13 protein-coding genes are annotated in these 18,791 nt (G+C 39.6%); all 13 read right to left on the bottom strand.

Features of this window, described 5'->3' with window-relative positions; genetic code table 11:
• Nucleotides 1-260: 260 nt before the first annotated feature.
• Nucleotides 261-1,781, bottom strand: a complete 1,521-nt coding sequence (locus GR929_RS12435) for an alpha-L-fucosidase (protein ID WP_159520268.1) — start codon at nt 1,779-1,781, stop codon at nt 261-263.
• A gap of 320 nt (nt 1,782-2,101) precedes the next feature.
• Nucleotides 2,102-3,688 (bottom strand): RagB/SusD family nutrient uptake outer membrane protein, encoded by a 1,587-nt coding sequence (locus GR929_RS12430; protein WP_159520266.1) that lies wholly within the window; start codon nt 3,686-3,688, stop codon nt 2,102-2,104.
• Between the two features lie 19 nt (nt 3,689-3,707).
• On the bottom strand, nt 3,708-6,944 hold the full coding sequence (locus GR929_RS12425) for a SusC/RagA family TonB-linked outer membrane protein (RefSeq protein ID WP_201300997.1): 3,237 nt from the start codon (nt 6,942-6,944) through the stop codon (nt 3,708-3,710).
• Nucleotides 6,945-7,133: 189 nt separating this feature from the next.
• On the bottom strand, nt 7,134-8,129 hold the full coding sequence (locus GR929_RS12420; protein WP_159520262.1) for a FecR family protein: 996 nt from the start codon (nt 8,127-8,129) through the stop codon (nt 7,134-7,136).
• A 63-nt stretch (nt 8,130-8,192) separates the two neighbouring features.
• Nucleotides 8,193-8,774, bottom strand: a complete 582-nt coding sequence (locus tag GR929_RS12415; protein ID WP_159520260.1) for an RNA polymerase sigma-70 factor — start codon at nt 8,772-8,774, stop codon at nt 8,193-8,195.
• Between the two features lie 106 nt (nt 8,775-8,880).
• Nucleotides 8,881-10,923 (bottom strand): aceric acid hydrolase, encoded by a 2,043-nt coding sequence (locus GR929_RS12410; protein WP_201300996.1) that lies wholly within the window; start codon nt 10,921-10,923, stop codon nt 8,881-8,883.
• A gap of 12 nt (nt 10,924-10,935) precedes the next feature.
• The gene (locus tag GR929_RS12405) at nt 10,936-13,644 is read right to left on the bottom strand and encodes an alpha-L-rhamnosidase (RefSeq protein WP_159520258.1); all 2,709 of its coding nucleotides are present in this window, start codon (nt 13,642-13,644) and stop codon (nt 10,936-10,938) included.
• Between the two features lie 70 nt (nt 13,645-13,714).
• Nucleotides 13,715-15,007, bottom strand: a complete 1,293-nt coding sequence (locus GR929_RS12400) for an MFS transporter (RefSeq protein ID WP_201300995.1) — start codon at nt 15,005-15,007, stop codon at nt 13,715-13,717.
• 50 nt (nt 15,008-15,057) lie between these two features.
• Nucleotides 15,058-15,180, bottom strand: coding sequence for a hypothetical protein (locus tag GR929_RS22020; protein WP_262886050.1), 123 nt, complete (start codon nt 15,178-15,180; stop codon nt 15,058-15,060).
• A 278-nt stretch (nt 15,181-15,458) separates the two neighbouring features.
• The gene (locus GR929_RS12395) at nt 15,459-16,505 is read right to left on the bottom strand and encodes an L-rhamnose/proton symporter RhaT (protein ID WP_159520256.1); all 1,047 of its coding nucleotides are present in this window, start codon (nt 16,503-16,505) and stop codon (nt 15,459-15,461) included.
• Nucleotides 16,506-16,623: 118 nt separating this feature from the next.
• Nucleotides 16,624-17,352, bottom strand: a complete 729-nt coding sequence (locus GR929_RS12390; RefSeq protein ID WP_159520254.1) for a hypothetical protein — start codon at nt 17,350-17,352, stop codon at nt 16,624-16,626.
• A gap of 68 nt (nt 17,353-17,420) precedes the next feature.
• The gene (locus GR929_RS12385) at nt 17,421-17,747 is read right to left on the bottom strand and encodes an L-rhamnose mutarotase (RefSeq protein WP_201300994.1); all 327 of its coding nucleotides are present in this window, start codon (nt 17,745-17,747) and stop codon (nt 17,421-17,423) included.
• Nucleotides 17,744-18,790: a uroporphyrinogen decarboxylase family protein gene (locus GR929_RS12380; protein ID WP_159520252.1), complete on the bottom strand. Its 1,047-nt coding sequence runs from the start codon at nt 18,788-18,790 to the stop codon at nt 17,744-17,746. Before GR929_RS12380 ends, GR929_RS12385 begins: the two co-directional genes overlap by 4 nt.
• Nucleotide 18,791: the final 1 nt, after the last annotated feature.

Below are 18,791 nucleotides of genomic sequence, written 5' to 3'. Positions count from 1 at the left end.
ATTGAATTCAAGGTATGACAAACGAGTACAAATTTATGTAAACGTTTTCAATTCTACTAAATATTGAAAAACAAACATCATGACTTCGCAATAAATTTGCCAATTACAAGATCGTTTGTTTCTATTTTCTGATTGTAAATATCATTGAACTTTCAATCTCAATAAAACAGCAGATGCAAGCTGAAGATTGAAAGTAAGACTGTTATCAACACCCTGAGATTCCGGTAATTTCTGCCATATTGCTCTACAGTTTTGTGAGCTTACTCTATTTCGATTTTAAAAACGACTGCCATTTCATTCATAACGTCCGGAGTTTTTACCCATAGGCCATCTTCTTTCATTTCATATTCTATTATTTGAGATGAACCGGGAATAGCTATGTTTTTAATTTTCAGTTCACGAGTAACCTCCGACGGACTGAATGCTTTAAAAACAATTTTTTTATTTGGTTCTGGACTTCCAAGTGTTACTGCGTAAATGACATTTTTTGTGGTGGTATACCGAACATCCTCTGCCGAATACTTCACTTTCTTGAAATCACTATGATTCTCAAAATTACCTTCAGGTTGCAGGGTTGGCCCCTCGCCAAATATATACCATGGTCGGGTATTGTAAATCGCCTCTCCATATTTACCCAACCAATCTCCCATTTTCAGCAATACATCTTTCTGATTGTCAGGAATAACTCCATCCGATTTCGGTGAAATATTCAAAAGCAAAACTCCATTTTTACTTACAATATCAATTAAAACATGCAAAATATCTTCTGCTGGCTTAATTACTAAATCGTTGGTATATCCCCAACTTCCGGTACTAATCGTTTCATCAGTCATCCAGACATGTTTGCCCATTCGATTCATGCGTGACTTTTCCAGATCGTTGATGCTCATGCTGAGCGGTAAATCATCCTGCTTCCGGACAATGGCTACACTTTTGCCCCAATCTTCCGCTTGATTTAAGTAGTACGCCGCAAATTCTTTTCTGTAATTTTCGGGAATCAGATCCAATCCTGAATCAAACCACATCAGATCCGGATTATAGTTATCTATGACCTCTTTGAGTTTGGGGAACCAAACTTCATTTAACCATTGTTGTTCGGGAATATTTCCGTAAAGGTACTTTAACTCCGGGTCGTTCGAAGTAGGCGGCATTCCATTGATGTATGGATAATAACTATTTCGAAAATAAGTTTCTTCTGGCTTATCGCTGTAGCGCTGTAAGTTCACAGCATGATGAAAAGTCGTTATAAATTTTAAGCCCTGACCTCTAATCGTCTTTTCCAGTTCTCCAACAATATCCTGATGAGGCCCTTTGTCCATGGCATTCCACGGAGTTATATTGCTAGCCCACATCGAAAAGCCGTCACTATGTTCCGCAACCGGCCCGGCAAATTTAGCTCCTGCCTTTTTGAATAATTCAGCCCATGCTTCGGGATCAAATTTTTCGGCCTTAAACATCGGAACAAAATCGTGATACCCAAACTCTGAAGGATGTCCATAAGTATCTAAGTGATGTTCATAAATATCACTCCCAAAATATTTATCATTCTTTTTATGCATCAAGCGGGGATACCACTCAAAGCCAAAAGCCGGAACCGTATAAACGCCCCAATGAAAATAAATGCCAAATTTATCGTTTTTCAGCCATTCAGGAGCAGATTCGTGCTGACTTAAGGACTCCCAGGTTTGTTCAAAATGAATCTTTTTAGATTCCTCCTGTTTCTTAGTTTTACAACTAAACGAAGCAATACTAAAAAACACGATTAATAGTATCAATCTCATAATTTGTCTTATTCTCTTGATTTCTAATTTGAGTTGAAAACCAATTTTTTTTTTCAGAATTCAACTTTTTGTATTCAATCAAGTCAAAGAAAAAACGACGAAACACGAAGTTAGCACAGACTTGAATTGGCAAAAAGAACTACTTGTTGAACAACTAATTCCTTTAGCTCTTCGAGAATCTAAATGGGGCTTGAAACCCGCAAAAAGATATGGAAAGGCAGGTTTTTCATAGGAATGTCTGATGTTGGGTAAAATATGCACACCGACAAACAAGAAATGTTAATGGTGGAAGCTTTTAAAAGCTTCCACCATTCTATAATTTATTCAGCTGATACATTATCTGGATTTTGAACTAACGCAGGATTCGAATCTAAATCGTACTGAGGTATTTTAAATAAGAAGTCCTTTGATGGAACAAACTCCAATGGAGCATCCACATACATATAGATTCCTTCATCATTTCCCCATTTTACATGCTTCTTAACGTTCTCTCCGATTCTATCAGTTCGTAGTTCATCAAAATACAGGAGACCTTCACCAACAAATTCCCATCCTCTTTCACGGTAGATTGAGTCTGCGAACTGTTCTTTAGTCAAATTGGCAGGCAAATCATCTAAGTCTGCGCGATTACGAACATCATTAACTGCTTTGTAAGCAGACGCTGTTGGTCCATTTAGCTCATTTTCCGCCTCCGCATAGTTTAATAAGACATCAGCGTAGCGAATAACATATGAAGTTGCTTGCGGCTTTTTCAAAGTTGCTGATTCTGGTGTTCGATCGTAAAACTTCAGGTTTCCAGGACTTGCTGTTTTCCATCCTTTGGAGCCAGGGTAGAAACCTTTGTCCTCAGGAACGAATACCAGCGTATCTAAAATATGGCTTGGATTTCCTTTCTCAGTCGTATTGAAACGAGTCAGGAAACTTCCTTCTTTACGGGCATCCGTGTCACTGTATGATAAGTAGTGCGAAATTGAAGGTCCGAAACGACGATACATATAACAACCAAGCGTATATTCAGTAATATTCACTCCAAACATGGTATGTGTATTATTATACTCCTTGTCAACCCCACCGTATTGGATTTCAAAAACAGATTCCATTCCATTTTTATTATTTGTGTTCCACCAATACCACAAGTCCTTAAAATCAGGTTCAAGTGCATATTCGGCAGATTGCATTACCGCTTCGGTATAATCTTTAGCTTTCTGAAAGTAAGTTTCATCACCTGTCATGCCTCCTCTTGTTAAATAAACATCGCCAAGCAATGACTGCGCAGCTCCCTTAGAAGCTCTCCAAATATCATTCGCATCATACTCTGATTTCTTTGGTAAGTTTTCTATTGCATATTCCAAATCTTTAATAATATATGTATAGGTTTCATCAACCGATTTTCTGGGAATTTCAAGTCCTTCGAGTCCTTCTGTAAATGAATCTGGAATAGGAAGCCCTCCATATAAGCGAACAAGATTGAAATAAGTTGCAGCCCTCAAGAATCGAGCTTCGGCAAAAAACCTTGCTTTTAGGCTTTCATCCATTTCAACATCAGCTCCCCGCCCAATAACCAAATTCGCACGGTTAATAATATCATAGGCATCATCCCAATTCGTGATAACCATTTTATCAGCATTATTTACATCATTCCACACATTCCAAAGGTGCATGTTGTCCTTTGCATATGCTGGTGATCCAAATTCGGTTCTTACTTCCAGGTACATGATGTATTTATAATAACCATTGAACTCTCGTTGATAGCCATCATAAACACCTACCAGAGCACGACCAAGTTCTTCTCCGTTGTTGTAGTAATTGCTTGGAGACAAAAAGGTGTAGGGTTCTTCGGTTAAGTCTGTACACTGAGAAAATATAAGCACTGTACAACTTAAAATTATATATTTAATTAATTTCATTGTTCTGAGAATTTAAGGTTTAAAATTTAGCTCGGATTCCAAATATCATTGTTTTTGCATAAGGGAAATCAACCTTCCCGTTTTCTGGGTTGTAACCCCGATGGTTTGCGAAATTCAAATAATTCTGTGCATTGACATAAAAATTCAGATTACTTACCCAATTTAAATTTCTGATCATTGAAGAAAAGTCATAGCCAACTTTAATATTTTTCACAATAAAATAATTCCACCCTCCATTGGTACGGTCTGACAATGATATTTCCTGTGCACCTGCACGAGGAAATGTACCAGTTGGATTTTCTTCACTCCACATTCTATCGTAAGCATATCTTGTTGGCAGGTAATTTCTGTTCTGCACCTGGTTTTCTCCAAATGTTAAGTACCCCGTATTTTCATCCTGTGCAGCAAGACCTGTTGCGCCTTGACCGTATATATCCAAACTTAGATTTTTGTATGACAGGCTCGTTGAGACACCATAAAAGAAATCAGGCTCAGTTGAACCAATATTAATGTAGTCTTCACTATTGATGCTCTTGTCATCATTTTTATCGATGTACATTTCTTCACCTAACTCGGCAGACGATCGAATGGTCCGGTAAGCCGTAAGTTGATCCTGTGTTGTAATAATTCCGGCGGACTCGCGAGCCCACAGGCTATTTACTGCTTCACCAACGATCAGATAGCGAGCAATACCCCCTGTAGATGAACCTAAATTAATTTTTTCAACATCGCCATAAAGTTCAACAACTTCATTTTTATTACTGGAGACATTGGTTGTCACATCCCATTTAAATTCAGAATCGATGATCCGTGCATGAGCTGTTAGTTCAAGTCCAACATTTTTCACTTCACCAATATTCTTCAACATACTTGAATAACCAGACGTAGTCGGAATGGGCACATTATATAATAAATCAGACGTTTGACGAGAGTAATAATCCAAATTCAAATCCAATCTGTTCCAAAAGCCAACATCTACTCCGACATTATACTGAATATTACGTTCCCATTTCAGATCAGGATTACCAATGGTTTCAGCAAATCCTAGAATTGGGACACCATCAAATACATAGTAGGCAGTGCTTAAAGAAGCAAGTGATTGATAATTACCAATCTCCTGGTTTCCTGTAACACCATAACTGGTTCTCAACTTCAGGTTAGTAATGGTTTCATTTCCGGCTAAAAATGGCTCCTGAGTAACTCTCCAACCAAATCCTACTGATGGAAAAAATCCCCATTTATTGTTTTTTCCAAATCTGGAAGAGCCATCATATCTTCCTGTAACGGTTAGTAAATATTTATCGTCATAAGAATACGAAGCTCTGGCTGTCCATGAAATCAATCGATTTGAATATTTATCAGAGTTAATAGAAATACTCTCAATACTGGCATAGGACATATCATTTGCGCCAGTTGCATCATTCAAAAAACCAGAGCCGCTGGTTTCCAGGTCTTCATAAACATATTCCTGCCATGAATATACACCAGTAGCTGTCAAACGGTGCTTGTCCCAAGTATTCGAATAAGTCAGGATATTATCAGTTAACCGACTTGTTTTTCTCCGATAGGTTTGTCCACCAGTACCTGTGCTTCCTGATCCAATTCCTGCGCTTGAATTAGATGTGTAATATTCGTATTGCTTTTCGTTGGCAATATCAACACCGAAATTTGTCTTGAACGTTACGTTCTTAACAGGAGTAAATAAAGCATAAACATCTCCAAGTAACCGATCAGTACTCAGCTCGTTTGTTACTTCCGACGCTTCTGCAACCGGATTCCAGGTACCTTCGAAATAAGAGCTGATTGAAGGATCTTCAGTGGCATAATACCAGCTTCCATCAGGGTTTTTAACAGGCACAGTTGGCCAACCGTAACGGAAAATATTACCTGTTGGATTATCGCGAACATCTCGTTGCGACCTGCCCACTTGCATGTGCGTTCCAACAGTCAACCAGGGTTTAAATTCATGGTCTAAATTTACACGCACAGTAAACTTCTCAAAACCAGAAGCTTCAACCATTCCATCCTGCGAAAAGATATTACCTGACAGCATATAAGACGTTTTATCCTTTCCTCCACTGAATGCTACAGAATAGTTCTGCACCTTGGAAGAGTTCCTGATAATTTCATCGTGCCAGTCAACATCATACGAAGGAGCTGGATTAGACGAAGAATAAACCGGAGTTCCATTTGAATAGGTGTAAGCATCATTAATAAAATTAACGAAATCTTCCCTTCCCAGCATTTCAGGCACCCTTGCAGGAGTTGCAATCCCCAACGATCCACTTACCTCCAGATTATTTTGTCCTCTTTTGCCTTTTTTAGTTGTAATTAAAATAACACCGTTCGCTCCTCTCGATCCGTAAATAGCAGCAGATGAGGCATCTTTTAATATCTCCATTGATTCAATATCGTTGCTGCTAATATCATTCAGATTATTATTCACCAAAGGAAATCCATCCACAACAATGAGTGGTTCGTTTCCAGCAGTAATCGACCCGCTACCACGAATTCGAATAGTTGGTGAAGATCCGGGAGAAGCATCGGCATTTATTACTGCAACTCCAGAAGCTCTTCCTTGTAATGCTTCAATTGGATTTGACGCAGAAACACTAACCAAATCTTCAGCCTTAACCTGGGTAACAGAGCCTGTCAGGTCACTTTTTTTCATGGTTCCATACCCCACTGCTACCACTTCTTCGAGCCCAATGGTATCATCATACATGACCACATTGCTGGCATTCGAAACGCTTACCTTCTGCGTTTGCATCCCAATGAATGAAAACACCAGAAACTCAGCATCAGCTGGGACTTCCAGTTCATAACTTCCGTCCAGTGCAGATATCGTTCCTGTTTGTGTCCCTTCAATTACGATAGTCACACCAGGAAGAGGAGCTCCAGCACCATCTGTTACAACTCCTCGTATTTTACGAGCCTGTCCGATGTTGGTAACACCATCTGTTCGGTTAACCACAATTGTTCTTCCAATAACCTCGTAATTATACTTGTCCTTATCCAGAAGTCGGGTCATCACATCCTCAATTGACGCATCATTAAACTCAACTGTATATTGCTTATTCATATCCAGTTGGTCGCTTTTGAAGAAGAATCCGTAATCCGAAACCCTCTCAATTTCATTAAAAACATCGATAATACTATTGTTCTCAATTTTGAGACTAATGCGTGTGCCCTGCGAATAGGAGCCTGACGCGATAGAAACAAAACTAAGAAAAAGTAGAAAAGCAGTTAGTTTCATAACAAATAGAAATTTCATTATCCCGGACCTTATTGGCACAGGAGAAAATAGATTTTTTTTCATAATTTTGGAATGTTTATAGTTAATACTCAATAGGTTTTCATAGAAAGCTTATTGAACTATTCTAAACCGGGTCGGATGCCGCCTTCCCGGTTTACTTATTTTCAACAAGTATCCTTCTTTGAGAGCCTAGTAAATGATTATTTCATCGGGTTCATATGGTTTATTATTTATTTGATATTGAATATTAGTTGTTAGTTTCAACATTTTTAAAACATAAGCTACCGTTGTCGTTTTATCAATAGCGCCCGAGTAACGGAAATCCTTCAATTGTTTATCCTCAAACCGGAACTTCACATCATACCAGTTTTCGAGTTCATGACAAATATCTTCCAAACGTTTATCTCTAAAAGCAAATTTCCCATCAATCCATGCTGAAACAAGCTCCACATCAACATTCTTAATATTGAGGCTTTTATCGCTTTTCATATAGGTTGCGTTCTCCCCGGGCTTCAGTCTTGTGATTGCCGCATTATTACTTTTCAGAATATCGACAGCTCCTTCCATCAAAGTAGTTTCTATAAAGTCATCGTCAGGATAAGCTTTTACATTAAATGAAGTTCCGATATCCTTTATTTTCAGATCACCTACATTCACTAATAATCCGTGTTTATCAGAGTTCTTAACTTCAAAGTAAGCTTCTCCTTTAAGTTGGATGTTTCTTGTTCCCTCTTGATCTTCTGATAAGATGATTTCAGTTTCCGAGTTCAGCCACACAACGGTTCCATCATCCAACTCAAAATGAGCCATACTTCCTTTTTCAGCACTAAACTTTTGAACCAAATGGTTACTTGCTTGATCTGAATTTAATAGCAGGTAAGAGGAAAGACTACCTAATCCTATTAAAAGAATAGCAATAGCGGCATAGCGCAACAAGCTATAGCGTTTTCGCAAAGGTCTGTTATCTTGTACTTGAAGATTGGCTTTTGACCAGAATTCAGCAAACTCCCGGTCAACTGTTTGCTCTGGAATTTTATTGTTTGCAGCAGTTATAACCCATAGTTCTTTGGTTTTCAGAAATAACTCCCGCTCGTCCTTGTCTTCTGCAAGTAAACGGTAGTAAGTTTTTTTCTCTGCTTCAGATGCCCGACCTGTTAGTATTTTTGAGATAAAATCCTTGTCCATTATTGTGATTCATTTATTACTAAACAATCCAATAACAGTAACCCCTAACCGAATTTTGATATTTTATTGAAAAAGAATTGAGATTAATAACGGGAGATAATCTTTTAGTGCTACTCTCAAACTTTTAAGCGCTTTTGTCATATGAGCTTCAACTGTCTTCTCTGATATATTCAGTTTTTCAGCAATCTCCGTATTTTTAAAGCCCTCATAGCGACTCATGCAAAATACCTTGCGACAGTGCTCTGGTAAATTACTTACAGCCTCCTCAATTTTAGTCTTCAACTCTTCAATCTCCATGTAATCAAAAGACATGCGAGACAAAGATTCATACTGTAACTCCAATTCCCTATGTTTGATGTTGTTGTTATGATTATTGACAATCTGATTCCGTTTAATCTGATTCAGACAGCCATTTTTTACCAATGTATACAGGTAATTCTTCAAGTTGGAATTATCCTTGAGCTGACCTTTTATTTCCCAAAGCTTTAAAAAGGCATTCTGCACAATTTCCTTTGCATCATCGCCATCATCAAGGTACTGATAAGCTAAATTAAACAACATCGAATAATATTGGTGGTAAAGATGCCGGTAGGTCTCTTTAACACCATTACGTAAATTTACTATTTCTAGATTTACACCTGACATTAGCCCTTATTGATTGTTATCCTACGAATCTATTCAATTAGAAACCAGCTGATTAATAAACAACCATCGGTTGTTCAACTCCAGAAGCTCCTTTTCGGATAGCCGATCATCGTGCCAGTTGCAGCCAAACACTCATATCACACTTACCTCGATTATCCCAGGCATAATACGGAATTAGTGTGATTGGAACACTCCGGAGCTCCTTTGCCGATATTTTTCGATATAACTTGTCCTGATCCCAATCTGCTTCGCGCACCAATTCAGCTTTCCCCTTTAGAGCGACTAGCTGGCTGTTGGCAATTTCAGTTTTCTCGGGGGTGAATGTTTGTTCCGGAGAAATAGCAACTTGAAACAGATCAACACCTTCGGGCAAATCGACCGATTCAAGACAATAAACTACCGGTCCTCTTTGCACAGCAACCTGATTTCTGGTTTCTTCAACCAAAGGATTAGCCTCGATAAAACTAACCGGCATGGCTAGTTTCAATTCTACATGGTCACCTTTCTCCCATCGTCTGTCAATTTTACAATATGTTCCGGGCAGAAGATCAGTGTTTAGTGCTTCACCATTGACCTTAATTTCTGCCTGTTCGCACCACGAAGGAATACGAATATGAAATGGCAAATCACCGTTGGGAGCTTTAGTGATTTTCAGGGTAACATCGCCACTCCATGGATAGTCAGTAATTTGTTCCAGCTCCAGTTTTGAGCCATCTTTCAATTCTGTCTTCAAATGGTTGCCGGCATAAAAGTTAAACCAAAGACCATCGTTAGACATGCTATACAGGTAATTGTGAATTTCGGCAACCGTGCGAATCGTATTTGGCGGACAGCAATTACAATATCCGATGTACTCTTCACGATCCTTTGACCAGCGAAGTTCAAAAGGTAAATCGCTTGAAACCGCCAATGGGTTGGTGTAGAAATAGCGCTCACCATCCAAGCTAACTCCAGCTAATAAACTATTGTACATCACTTGCTCCATAATATCAGCGTACTCAGCTTGCCCGGTGGCCAAAAACATTCGCCAGTTCCAAAGCAGGTTGCCAATATTAGCACATGATTCATTATGAGCAGAAAAATTTGGCAGCTCGTAATCTTGTCCGTAAGCTTGATGCACTTGCTGAATCGATGGCTGATCATAAGTTGTTCCGTTTGGTGAAACACCATCATACAATGCGCCACAAGCCCCTGTGATGTATAGTTTTGTTTCCACCAAATCATGCCAAATAGCATCCAGTGCGTTCATCAGCGACTCATCGCCTGTTTCTGCATAAACATCGGCAACCCCAGCGTATAAATAATTTGCACGCACAGCATGCCCAATTGCTTTTGTTTGTTGACGAAATGGAATACGATCCTGGTTATGATCGTGTCCGTCTTCAACCATGGCACGAATATCGATTAAGCCTTGAGCAAGCTCCAAATATTTTGGATCACCCGTTGTTCGGTACATTTCAGTTACACCCATATAGTGCGAAGGACAGATGGCATTCAATGCCAGCTCTTTTTTATTTCGTTGATAAAAATCATACAAAAAATTGGTGGCTTTAATGGCGATATCCAGTAAATTTCGTTTTCCTGTTATTCGATAATGAATGCAAGCGGCAGTCATCAAATGGCCCATATTGTAAGTTTCAAAATCGAGTCGCTCAGCAAATTCCGCTTTCCCATCTTCGCTATTTAACTGTTCAATCACCACAGGCGTGTGAATATAGCCGTCTTCGCGCTGAGTTTTACCGATAATATCAATGATCGAGTCAATCTCATGTTCCAGTTCTTCTTCCTGATTCATGGAATAAACCACAATCAAAGCTTCCAGTATTTTATAAAAATCACCATCATGAAACGGAGGACCAACATGCTCCCCTTCCTTCAAGCCGGCAGCAATCTCAAAATTGGCGAAGCCGTGGCTAATCGAGTCATTCATATACATGCCCATCATGTGCGGAACCATACTTTGTTCGCAAACACGAAAGCGCTCAGCCCAAAACCCATCCGTCCAATTTACATCGGTAAAATTAACCGGAGAAAGCTTCGCATGCGGACTTTTTGATGTATTGACCAAACTCTTTTCCTGAGCTGACAATTGAAATACGAACAAGATCATCAGGCTCAAAAAACCGCTTCTTCTCATTATTTTATTCATCGTCATTTCCTTTTATTTTGAGTATTCAAATTTATACTTCCCAGAACCAACCCGTACGACTATTCTACCGTCTTCAATTCCTTTTAATTCGATCTCTTGAATTTGGTGAGTGGGAATTCCACCTTCTTTCAATTTTGAAAAATCAGTTCCGGGTATTTCAATTAACGCCTTCGTATTCGAAGGTATAGTCACGTTCAATTTAAACGTTTTATCATCGTGTTCCCAATGGGTACGAATTTCGCCATACATCGAATGATATTTAGCCTTAGCAAAGGTCAATTCTTCAGCTGGATAAGGTTTTATTTTAAATTGCTTATATGCCGGAACACTTGCGTCCAATTTTAAACCTGCCACCGACGAGTATAGCCACTCTCCCACCGCACCGTAAGCGTAATGATTGAATGAATTCATGCCAACATCCTGAAAACTTCCATCAGGCTTAATGCCATCCCAACGTTCCCAAATGGTTGTAGCGCCTTTAGTAACTGCATACAACCACGAAGGATACCGCTTATTAAACAGCAATTTGTATGCGATTTCCGGATAGCCGGAATCGGTCAATGCCTGGCAAAGCATTGGAGTTCCTAAAAACCCGGTTGTTAAATGCCCAAAATGATTGACATCATCCACCAGACGTTTGGCAGCTGTCTCCACCAAATTATCCGGGATTAACCCAAATGACAAAGCCAAGACATAAGCAGCTTGCGTATTGGAAGTCAACCGGCCGGTTTGAGTCATAAACTCCGTTTGAAAAGCCTCTTTTATCTTTGGTCGTAATGCAGCATAACGATCCGCATCTGCTGTCCTTCCCAGAATCGTAGCAATTTGCTGCATCAATCCGGTTGTGTAATAAAAGTAAGCTGTTGCTACTAAATCTTTATCGGTGTGAGCGCCTGCATACCCATAGTCTGGCGCATTGTAGTAATACGAATAATACTCAGCAAACGACAACCAATCACCAAAATGAAACACCGTATCGAAGATATACCGATCACCAGACTCTTTGATCATGTATTCTTCCCAGCCTTTCATCGATTCGTATTGCTCCTGCAAAATTTGTTGATCGCCATAAACCCGGTAGATTGTCCATGGAATAATCACAGCAGCATCAGCCCAGCCAGTTGCGCCAAATCCGTCGGACCAGCCGGTACCTCCGCCATCTTCAATCACATTAGGAACAACCCAGGGAACGCTGCCGTCTTCACGCTGATCCGCAATATAGTCTTTCATCCATTTGGTGTAGAAACTTGCGGCATTGCGATTAAAGCAAGCTGTGGGTGCAAAAACTTGCGCATCACCGGTCCAGCCAAGGCGTTCGTCACGTTGCGGGCAATCAGTCGGGACATCCAGAAAGTTACCACGCAAACCCCAGTCGATATTTTTTTGTAGTCGATTTACCAACGGATCCGAGCACTCAAACTCACCAACAAGTGGCATATCCGAATGGACAACTCGTCCCTCAATATCATCTAACGAAATATCTCCCGAATAATCGCTCACCCGCACATAGCGGAATCCGTGAAAAGTAAAACGAGGCTCGAATTCTTCAACACCATCACCTCTGAAGATGTAGGTATCTTCAGCCTTTGCGGCCCGCAGGTTGTCGGTATAAAAATTGCCTTCCTGATCCAATACTTCTGCATGGTGCAGCGTAATTTGATCTCCCGCATTTCCTTTCAGTCGGAAACGCACCCAGCCCACGATATTTTGGCCTAAATCAAAAACCAGCTCACCTTTGGGAGTGATTATCTTTTCAATCGGCTTGATGGTTTCGGTGATACGAACCGGAACACCTTCAGAAGAAACAAGATTCGCAAATCCATATTCTTTAATAGTGACACCGAACCAGTTTTGATCATCGAAGTCAGGCTTGTCCCATGCTTCATTTTCCAGACGGGCATCGTAAGTTTCACCATGATAGATATCCGATTTTAAAACAGGCCCAGTGTTCGATTTCCAACTATCGTCGGTTATAATCATTTCATGGCTTCCATCTTCGTAATCAATTCGAATTTGGCAAAGCAAAGCCAGCCTTTCGCCGTACAAATTTTTGTTTCCCTGCCACACCAAATATCCCCGATACCAACCATCGCCCAAGACAACACCAATGGCGTTCTTGCCGGAAATCAGTTGCTCGGTAACATTGTAAGTTTGGTATTGCAATCGCTGTTCGTAACTGGTCCAACCAGGTGTAAACAAATCTTTGCTTACCTTTTCACCATTTATCGAGAATTCATACAAACCGCGGCAAGTAATGTAAGCTGTCGCTTTGCGGATATTTTTTTTAAGTTGAAATTCTTTCCGTAAATAAGGTGAGGGTGTCGAATCCGAGGGATCTTCCTTGTAGGCAGGTTCTATCCATTGAGCTTTCCAATCATCATCATTGAACAGTCCCATTTCCCAAAATGCCGGAGCACTCCACTCTGATTCTTCCTCGTAACTGTTCCACACTTTAACGGTCCAGTAAACCTGCTGACCCGACTGAAGCTCCCGCCCACCATATTCAACATGAATAGACTGATCTGAGTCAATTCTTCCTGAATTCCAGATCAACTTGCTTTCATCCTGAAGATCAAACTCTGAAGCTGCACATTTCACTTGATAAGAGTTCTGATAAACATTCCTTTTCTCATCAACTATTTTCCAGCTTAAGCGAGGGCTACAGGCTTTCAAGCCAACAGGATTGCTTTTATATTCCGTCTTTAGGTTCGTTACTTTCAAATCTTATTTTTTAACTTTTGGTTACTTTTCTTTTATTCTGTTTTACTGAACAAATTTCTAAACACAATTATTAACTCCGCTCTTTTGCAATCTGCTCCAGCGATTTTCCGGAAGTATCAGGCATGAAAAAGAAACCAACAGCTCCACTTACTATGAGGAAGAAGGTTAGCAAACCCGCTACCGGTTTTATACCCACATTTGCCAGCGCAGGAACAAAGAAACTCCAAACCCCCAGTAAAGTCCGACTAACTCCAAAGGTTAGTCCCTGAGCTGTTCCACGGAAAATAGTTGGAAAAATTTCCTGGCTAAATACCTTGTAAAAGGCCTCACCAGCTAAAGCTGCACCTGAAGAAAACATCAGGATATTTAGAATAATAATCGGTATGGTAAACGGAAGAAAAAGTAATAAACCATAGGCAACAACCTGCATAATGGCACCAATGGCCCAAATGGTTTTTCGCGTTTTAAAACTCCGATCAGAGTGGGGCATAAAAACAACTAGCGTAACAATAATAAATATAATGAAGCCTGCACTTGATAAACCAACACTCATGGCCTGACTTCCTGCTCCAAGTGTTTTAATAATATAAGGATTAAAAATCCCTGCTGTACCAGCAGCTAAGTTCCAAAAAAGATATATAATAACTGTATAAGCCAAGCCTTTTAAGTTAGAACCTGAAAATAGCGTCTTCAATTTAACTTTAGTCGCTTTTGCGGCCACCTTCCAACGGGATGATTCTACCAGGCTCCGACGTAAATACCAAGTAATTATGGCTATTACAAATAGATGAAGGAATACCAAACGAATTCCAAGAACTCCAAGGTCGGCAAGGAACATAGCCATCCAGAGCACAACAACAGGCCCAAAGCCCCAGGCAACCTGAGTAAGACCCAATAATTTCCCCCTTGCCTTATCGGGAGCAGATTCACCAACATAGGCAAGTGATGTTGGCACATCAGCCCCTACAGCCACACCAATAATAAAGGTGCCTAAAAACAACATGACCGGATTCATTGTAAAAACAATTAAAAGAATCCCTAAAGCATAAACAAGCAGGTCAATTTGATAAATACGTTTACGACCAAGTTTGTCGCCAAGTCGGCCTCCAATAAAAGCACCTATAGCACATCCTACAGCATTTGGACCAATCGCAGCAAGTAATCCTACAGCATTATTAGATAAACTAAGATAGGACTGAAAAAGTGATAGTCCTGCTCCCAACGCCACGATGGATCCGGCATCGAGATAAGAAGCCATTCCAGCCAAAAGTGACGCCTTCCATTGTTCTCTTGATATTTTATCTACTTCTGGGGCATCGCTCAATTTATTTTCCGACACCCCATTCTTATTTTGTTCCTTCATACAAAAATTTGTTAGTGTTTAGTAACTCTACTATTATTATAATAATAGCATTATTCCATGTGATTTTCTTCTAAAATAGCCTCCCTGTCGCGATCATATTCATACAACACATCAAGCCGATCTATAAGAGTTGAATTTGCGCCTTCAACTGAAGGCTGAGGATTAGTCTGCATAATTCATTCAATATTAGTTAGGTTTATTTTCTATTTTTATTTTACTCATTCCAATTTGCCAAAAACAACAGCCAAAATACACAAAAAATAGTAAATAGCTTAACTTTAGCTTTCGTTTTTTTTCTTTTACCTTCGTTTCAAATAATATACTGAACTATAACCTTACTTTTAGAAAAAGAATGAAAAAATCATTCATTATTAAAAGCACACATCAAGCCCGCAAAAAAATCCTTCATCTAACTAGTAATCAAAAAATATTGTCTAAAACCTTAGAATCGTTAGCCCTGCATGCTTCCATAAGCAATCACACAAAAAGAAGAAACTAAAACCAAAAGAGCGATCACCAACAAAATATAGGTGTTGCGATTTACGTTTTTCCATTCTTTCATAATAACACCAATAATATAACTAAAGAAGATGAGCATAGACATGTGAAGCACCCAACTGGCAAATTGAAATTTCCCCATATTCACATGTCCCAACCCATAAAAGAAAAATTGCAAAAACCACAGTGAGCCAGCCAAAGCCGACCACAGTATATTTTTAGTAATAACGCTACTTTTCAGTCCGCTTTTAGTTGTAAATTCTTTTAACGTTTTTTTTCGCACACCCAATACGACAAACCAAATTACATTCACCACCCAGCATCCGGCTGTTGAAACAATTAATTTGGCATTTCCCTCAAAATGACCAGCTCCGTGTTTCGCAGCCATATCGGCAATGGGTTGTCCAAATTCCAATGAAATATTAAATACGCCTGAAAGAACTCCGGCAATTATTGTTAAAATCAATCCAATCAACATATTGGATCTTTTCAATCCTCCTTGTGCCATCGTCATTTCGTGCTCTCTTCGAAAACCGGCCCAACCGCATCCGGCTACACCCAGTATCGAAATAATCATCCCAACCAGAACAACCATCCCACCGGGAGCTGTGAAGTATTCGACTAATCCGCCAAAGATCATCAAAGGCAAAATAGTTCCTACGATAGCAGAAATACCGATAGCCAGCGTATAAGTTAATGAATAGCCAATATACTGTATAGAAACGCCAAACGACATGCTGCCGAATCCATAGGCAGCGCCCAAAAGAAAAGCAGCCCAAATTGGCTTCGAGGGAGCATGCTTTAAAATGAAGAAGAAATCAGGAACCGTAATTACACCAATAAGTATGGGCATCAAAATCCAGGCAAACAAGCCTTGTACAAGCCAGAAAGTTCCCCAAGACCAATTTTTTGTTTTCTGAAAAGGAACATAGCATGATGAGGCAGATACGCCTCCGATGGCGTGCAGCATTGTTCCGATTATCGGGCTGGTTGGTACCATAGTTTAAGTTGTTTAGTCAGTTAGTTGTTTATTATTAGTTGTTTGGTACTTCCTTATTCTAATTCGTTTGTTGAACTCGACTTTCAACAAAACACTGTAGCTCTGCCAATATATGTCTTTAATCTCTGTTATTACCAAACATATCTTCATGTACTGATATAGGATCAATTCCATACTCATTAAAAATTGCATTTATCTCGTCTTCCGAGATTCCCTTATAAATTTCCTTGTATATGGAACCACATTGACCTTTGTAAAATTCCGTTTGAAGCCCGAAGAGTTCACCAACCAAAATTGAAATTGTATTTATGCAAAACCTAACACATTCAGAAGTCTCAATTTCCATGTGCCATGGACATTTGACATCTTTTGGCTTTGGGTATGAAACATTCAAACTTCTTAGATTTTTCATAGCTTTATCTGGCCCTTCATAAAGACTAAACTTGTAATGAATTATATCATTTCTAATCTTTGCAATGGTCTGGAAATTGGCAAAATTATGAGACGTTTTGTCAAATGTTTTCCCAAATAGAAATTTAGGATACATTAATGTTTTTGTTTTCAAGTCCCACCTTTCAGCTTCATTGCTAATTTCAACAAGTAAATTATCTCTGTAATGATGCCTTACAATATCTGATAAAAAAACCTCATTTAATAAAGACTCCCATACCGCAATTGCTAACGGGAATGCAGTAATACTTTGTTGGCTTTGAATGTGGTATTTATTCCTGCTTATCTTTTCTTTTAAGCCTTTCTTCAATTCTGTAAAATAGATATATCTAAGATTTTGAAATAATATACCCGACAAAGGACTTCCAGCATCAAACTTTGATTTTTTATTTTCCATAAATCGATGAATTATATTCTCATTACCTGACCTTTATCGTTCATTTATATATAATTTGTAATATTAAGCTAATCCAAATGAAATATTTCTTCCATCTCGCTCCAAAACTCTCCGGGGCTTCGATTTTCCAGAGGGCTCATTAGCGGCTTCACCACATCCCACCAACGCTGTGTTTCTTCATCAGCTGCCATTTTTGCCATATCGGTATCAAAATCATCTCCCGAATATTCGAAGTAGGCAAAAAGGTAATTGTCGCGAAAAAAGATGGAATAGTTTTCTAAATGACACTCCTTGATTTTTACCAATACTCCGGGCCACACATTGGCATGTTGCCGGATATATTCTTCAGAACCTTCTGGTTTTAACCGAATCATTTGTCCAAAGCGCCTGTTCATTTCATTTTATTGATTGAGTTAAACATGGCTTGAATATTTACAGGTGGAATATCGGGTAATATGGCTTCATGACTTGGCGAGATGACCAAACCGGTCGGAAATAAGCGTTTCAGTTCTTCAACTTTTTCGGACACCGACTTTGCATCTCCTTTAACAAGCAAATACTGGGCATCGACTCCACCACAAAAAGCAATTTTTCCGTAGTAGTGCTCTTTCAGATGCGCGGCGTCCATATCGGCAGCCAAGGCCTGAATGGGGTGAATAACGTCTACTCCCAACTCAATTAAATCATCAATAATTGGAAAAATAGAACCACAGGAATGATGAATAACTTTCAGCCCGTAACTTTTCGCCTGATCAATCAACTTTTTAGTTCCCGGAAAAACATGTGTTCGCAGCAATTCAGGATCGACCATCAAACCGGTTTGACTGCCAAAATCATTGCCAATCAAAACGGCGTCCAAATATCCTTGTGTCGTTTCGTAGAAAATCTCATTGGCTTTCAGATAAAAATCAGTAATCCGGTCAATCACAGCCTGAAACATATCCGGAGCCATTAACATGGTCATCAGCGCCTGTTCCATTCCGAAAGCTGAACAAGCATCCTGAAAATGGGCACTCCACATCACCCCCATTCGCACGTAATCCGGATCAACAGCCTTCGCCCTTCGCAGCGATTCTTCCCGATCAAGATATTTTTCCGGATCCGGCCAATCAAATTTATCGACATCTGCCGGATCATTATAATCTTCAAAGAAACCAGGAGCTGTCAGTGTGCGCTCATCCGGCGAATCCAAATGATCAACCTTGGCAAATTTAAAAGCACAGGCAATATGATTTGATGGCTCGTATTTGTAGGGCACCTCTATGGGATAAATATCGTCGTCAATCTTTGATCGCAGCTCATCCACTGAATTTACTCCAAAGTGCGAGGTCAATGCGCTTTCAGCCTGAGGAACCGGCAGTCCCAGCCAGGAGGCTGGACGATCGACCGGCTCATAGTTGATCGTGGCTAAAAAGCGTTCTTTGTGCGTTAGTTTCATT

The organism is Sunxiuqinia indica, assembly GCF_009847015.1.
Lineage (GTDB): Bacteria > Bacteroidota > Bacteroidia > Bacteroidales > Prolixibacteraceae > Sunxiuqinia > Sunxiuqinia indica.
Note: the sequence above shows the minus strand (reverse complement) of the source record. Positions and strands in the feature narration are given on the sequence as shown.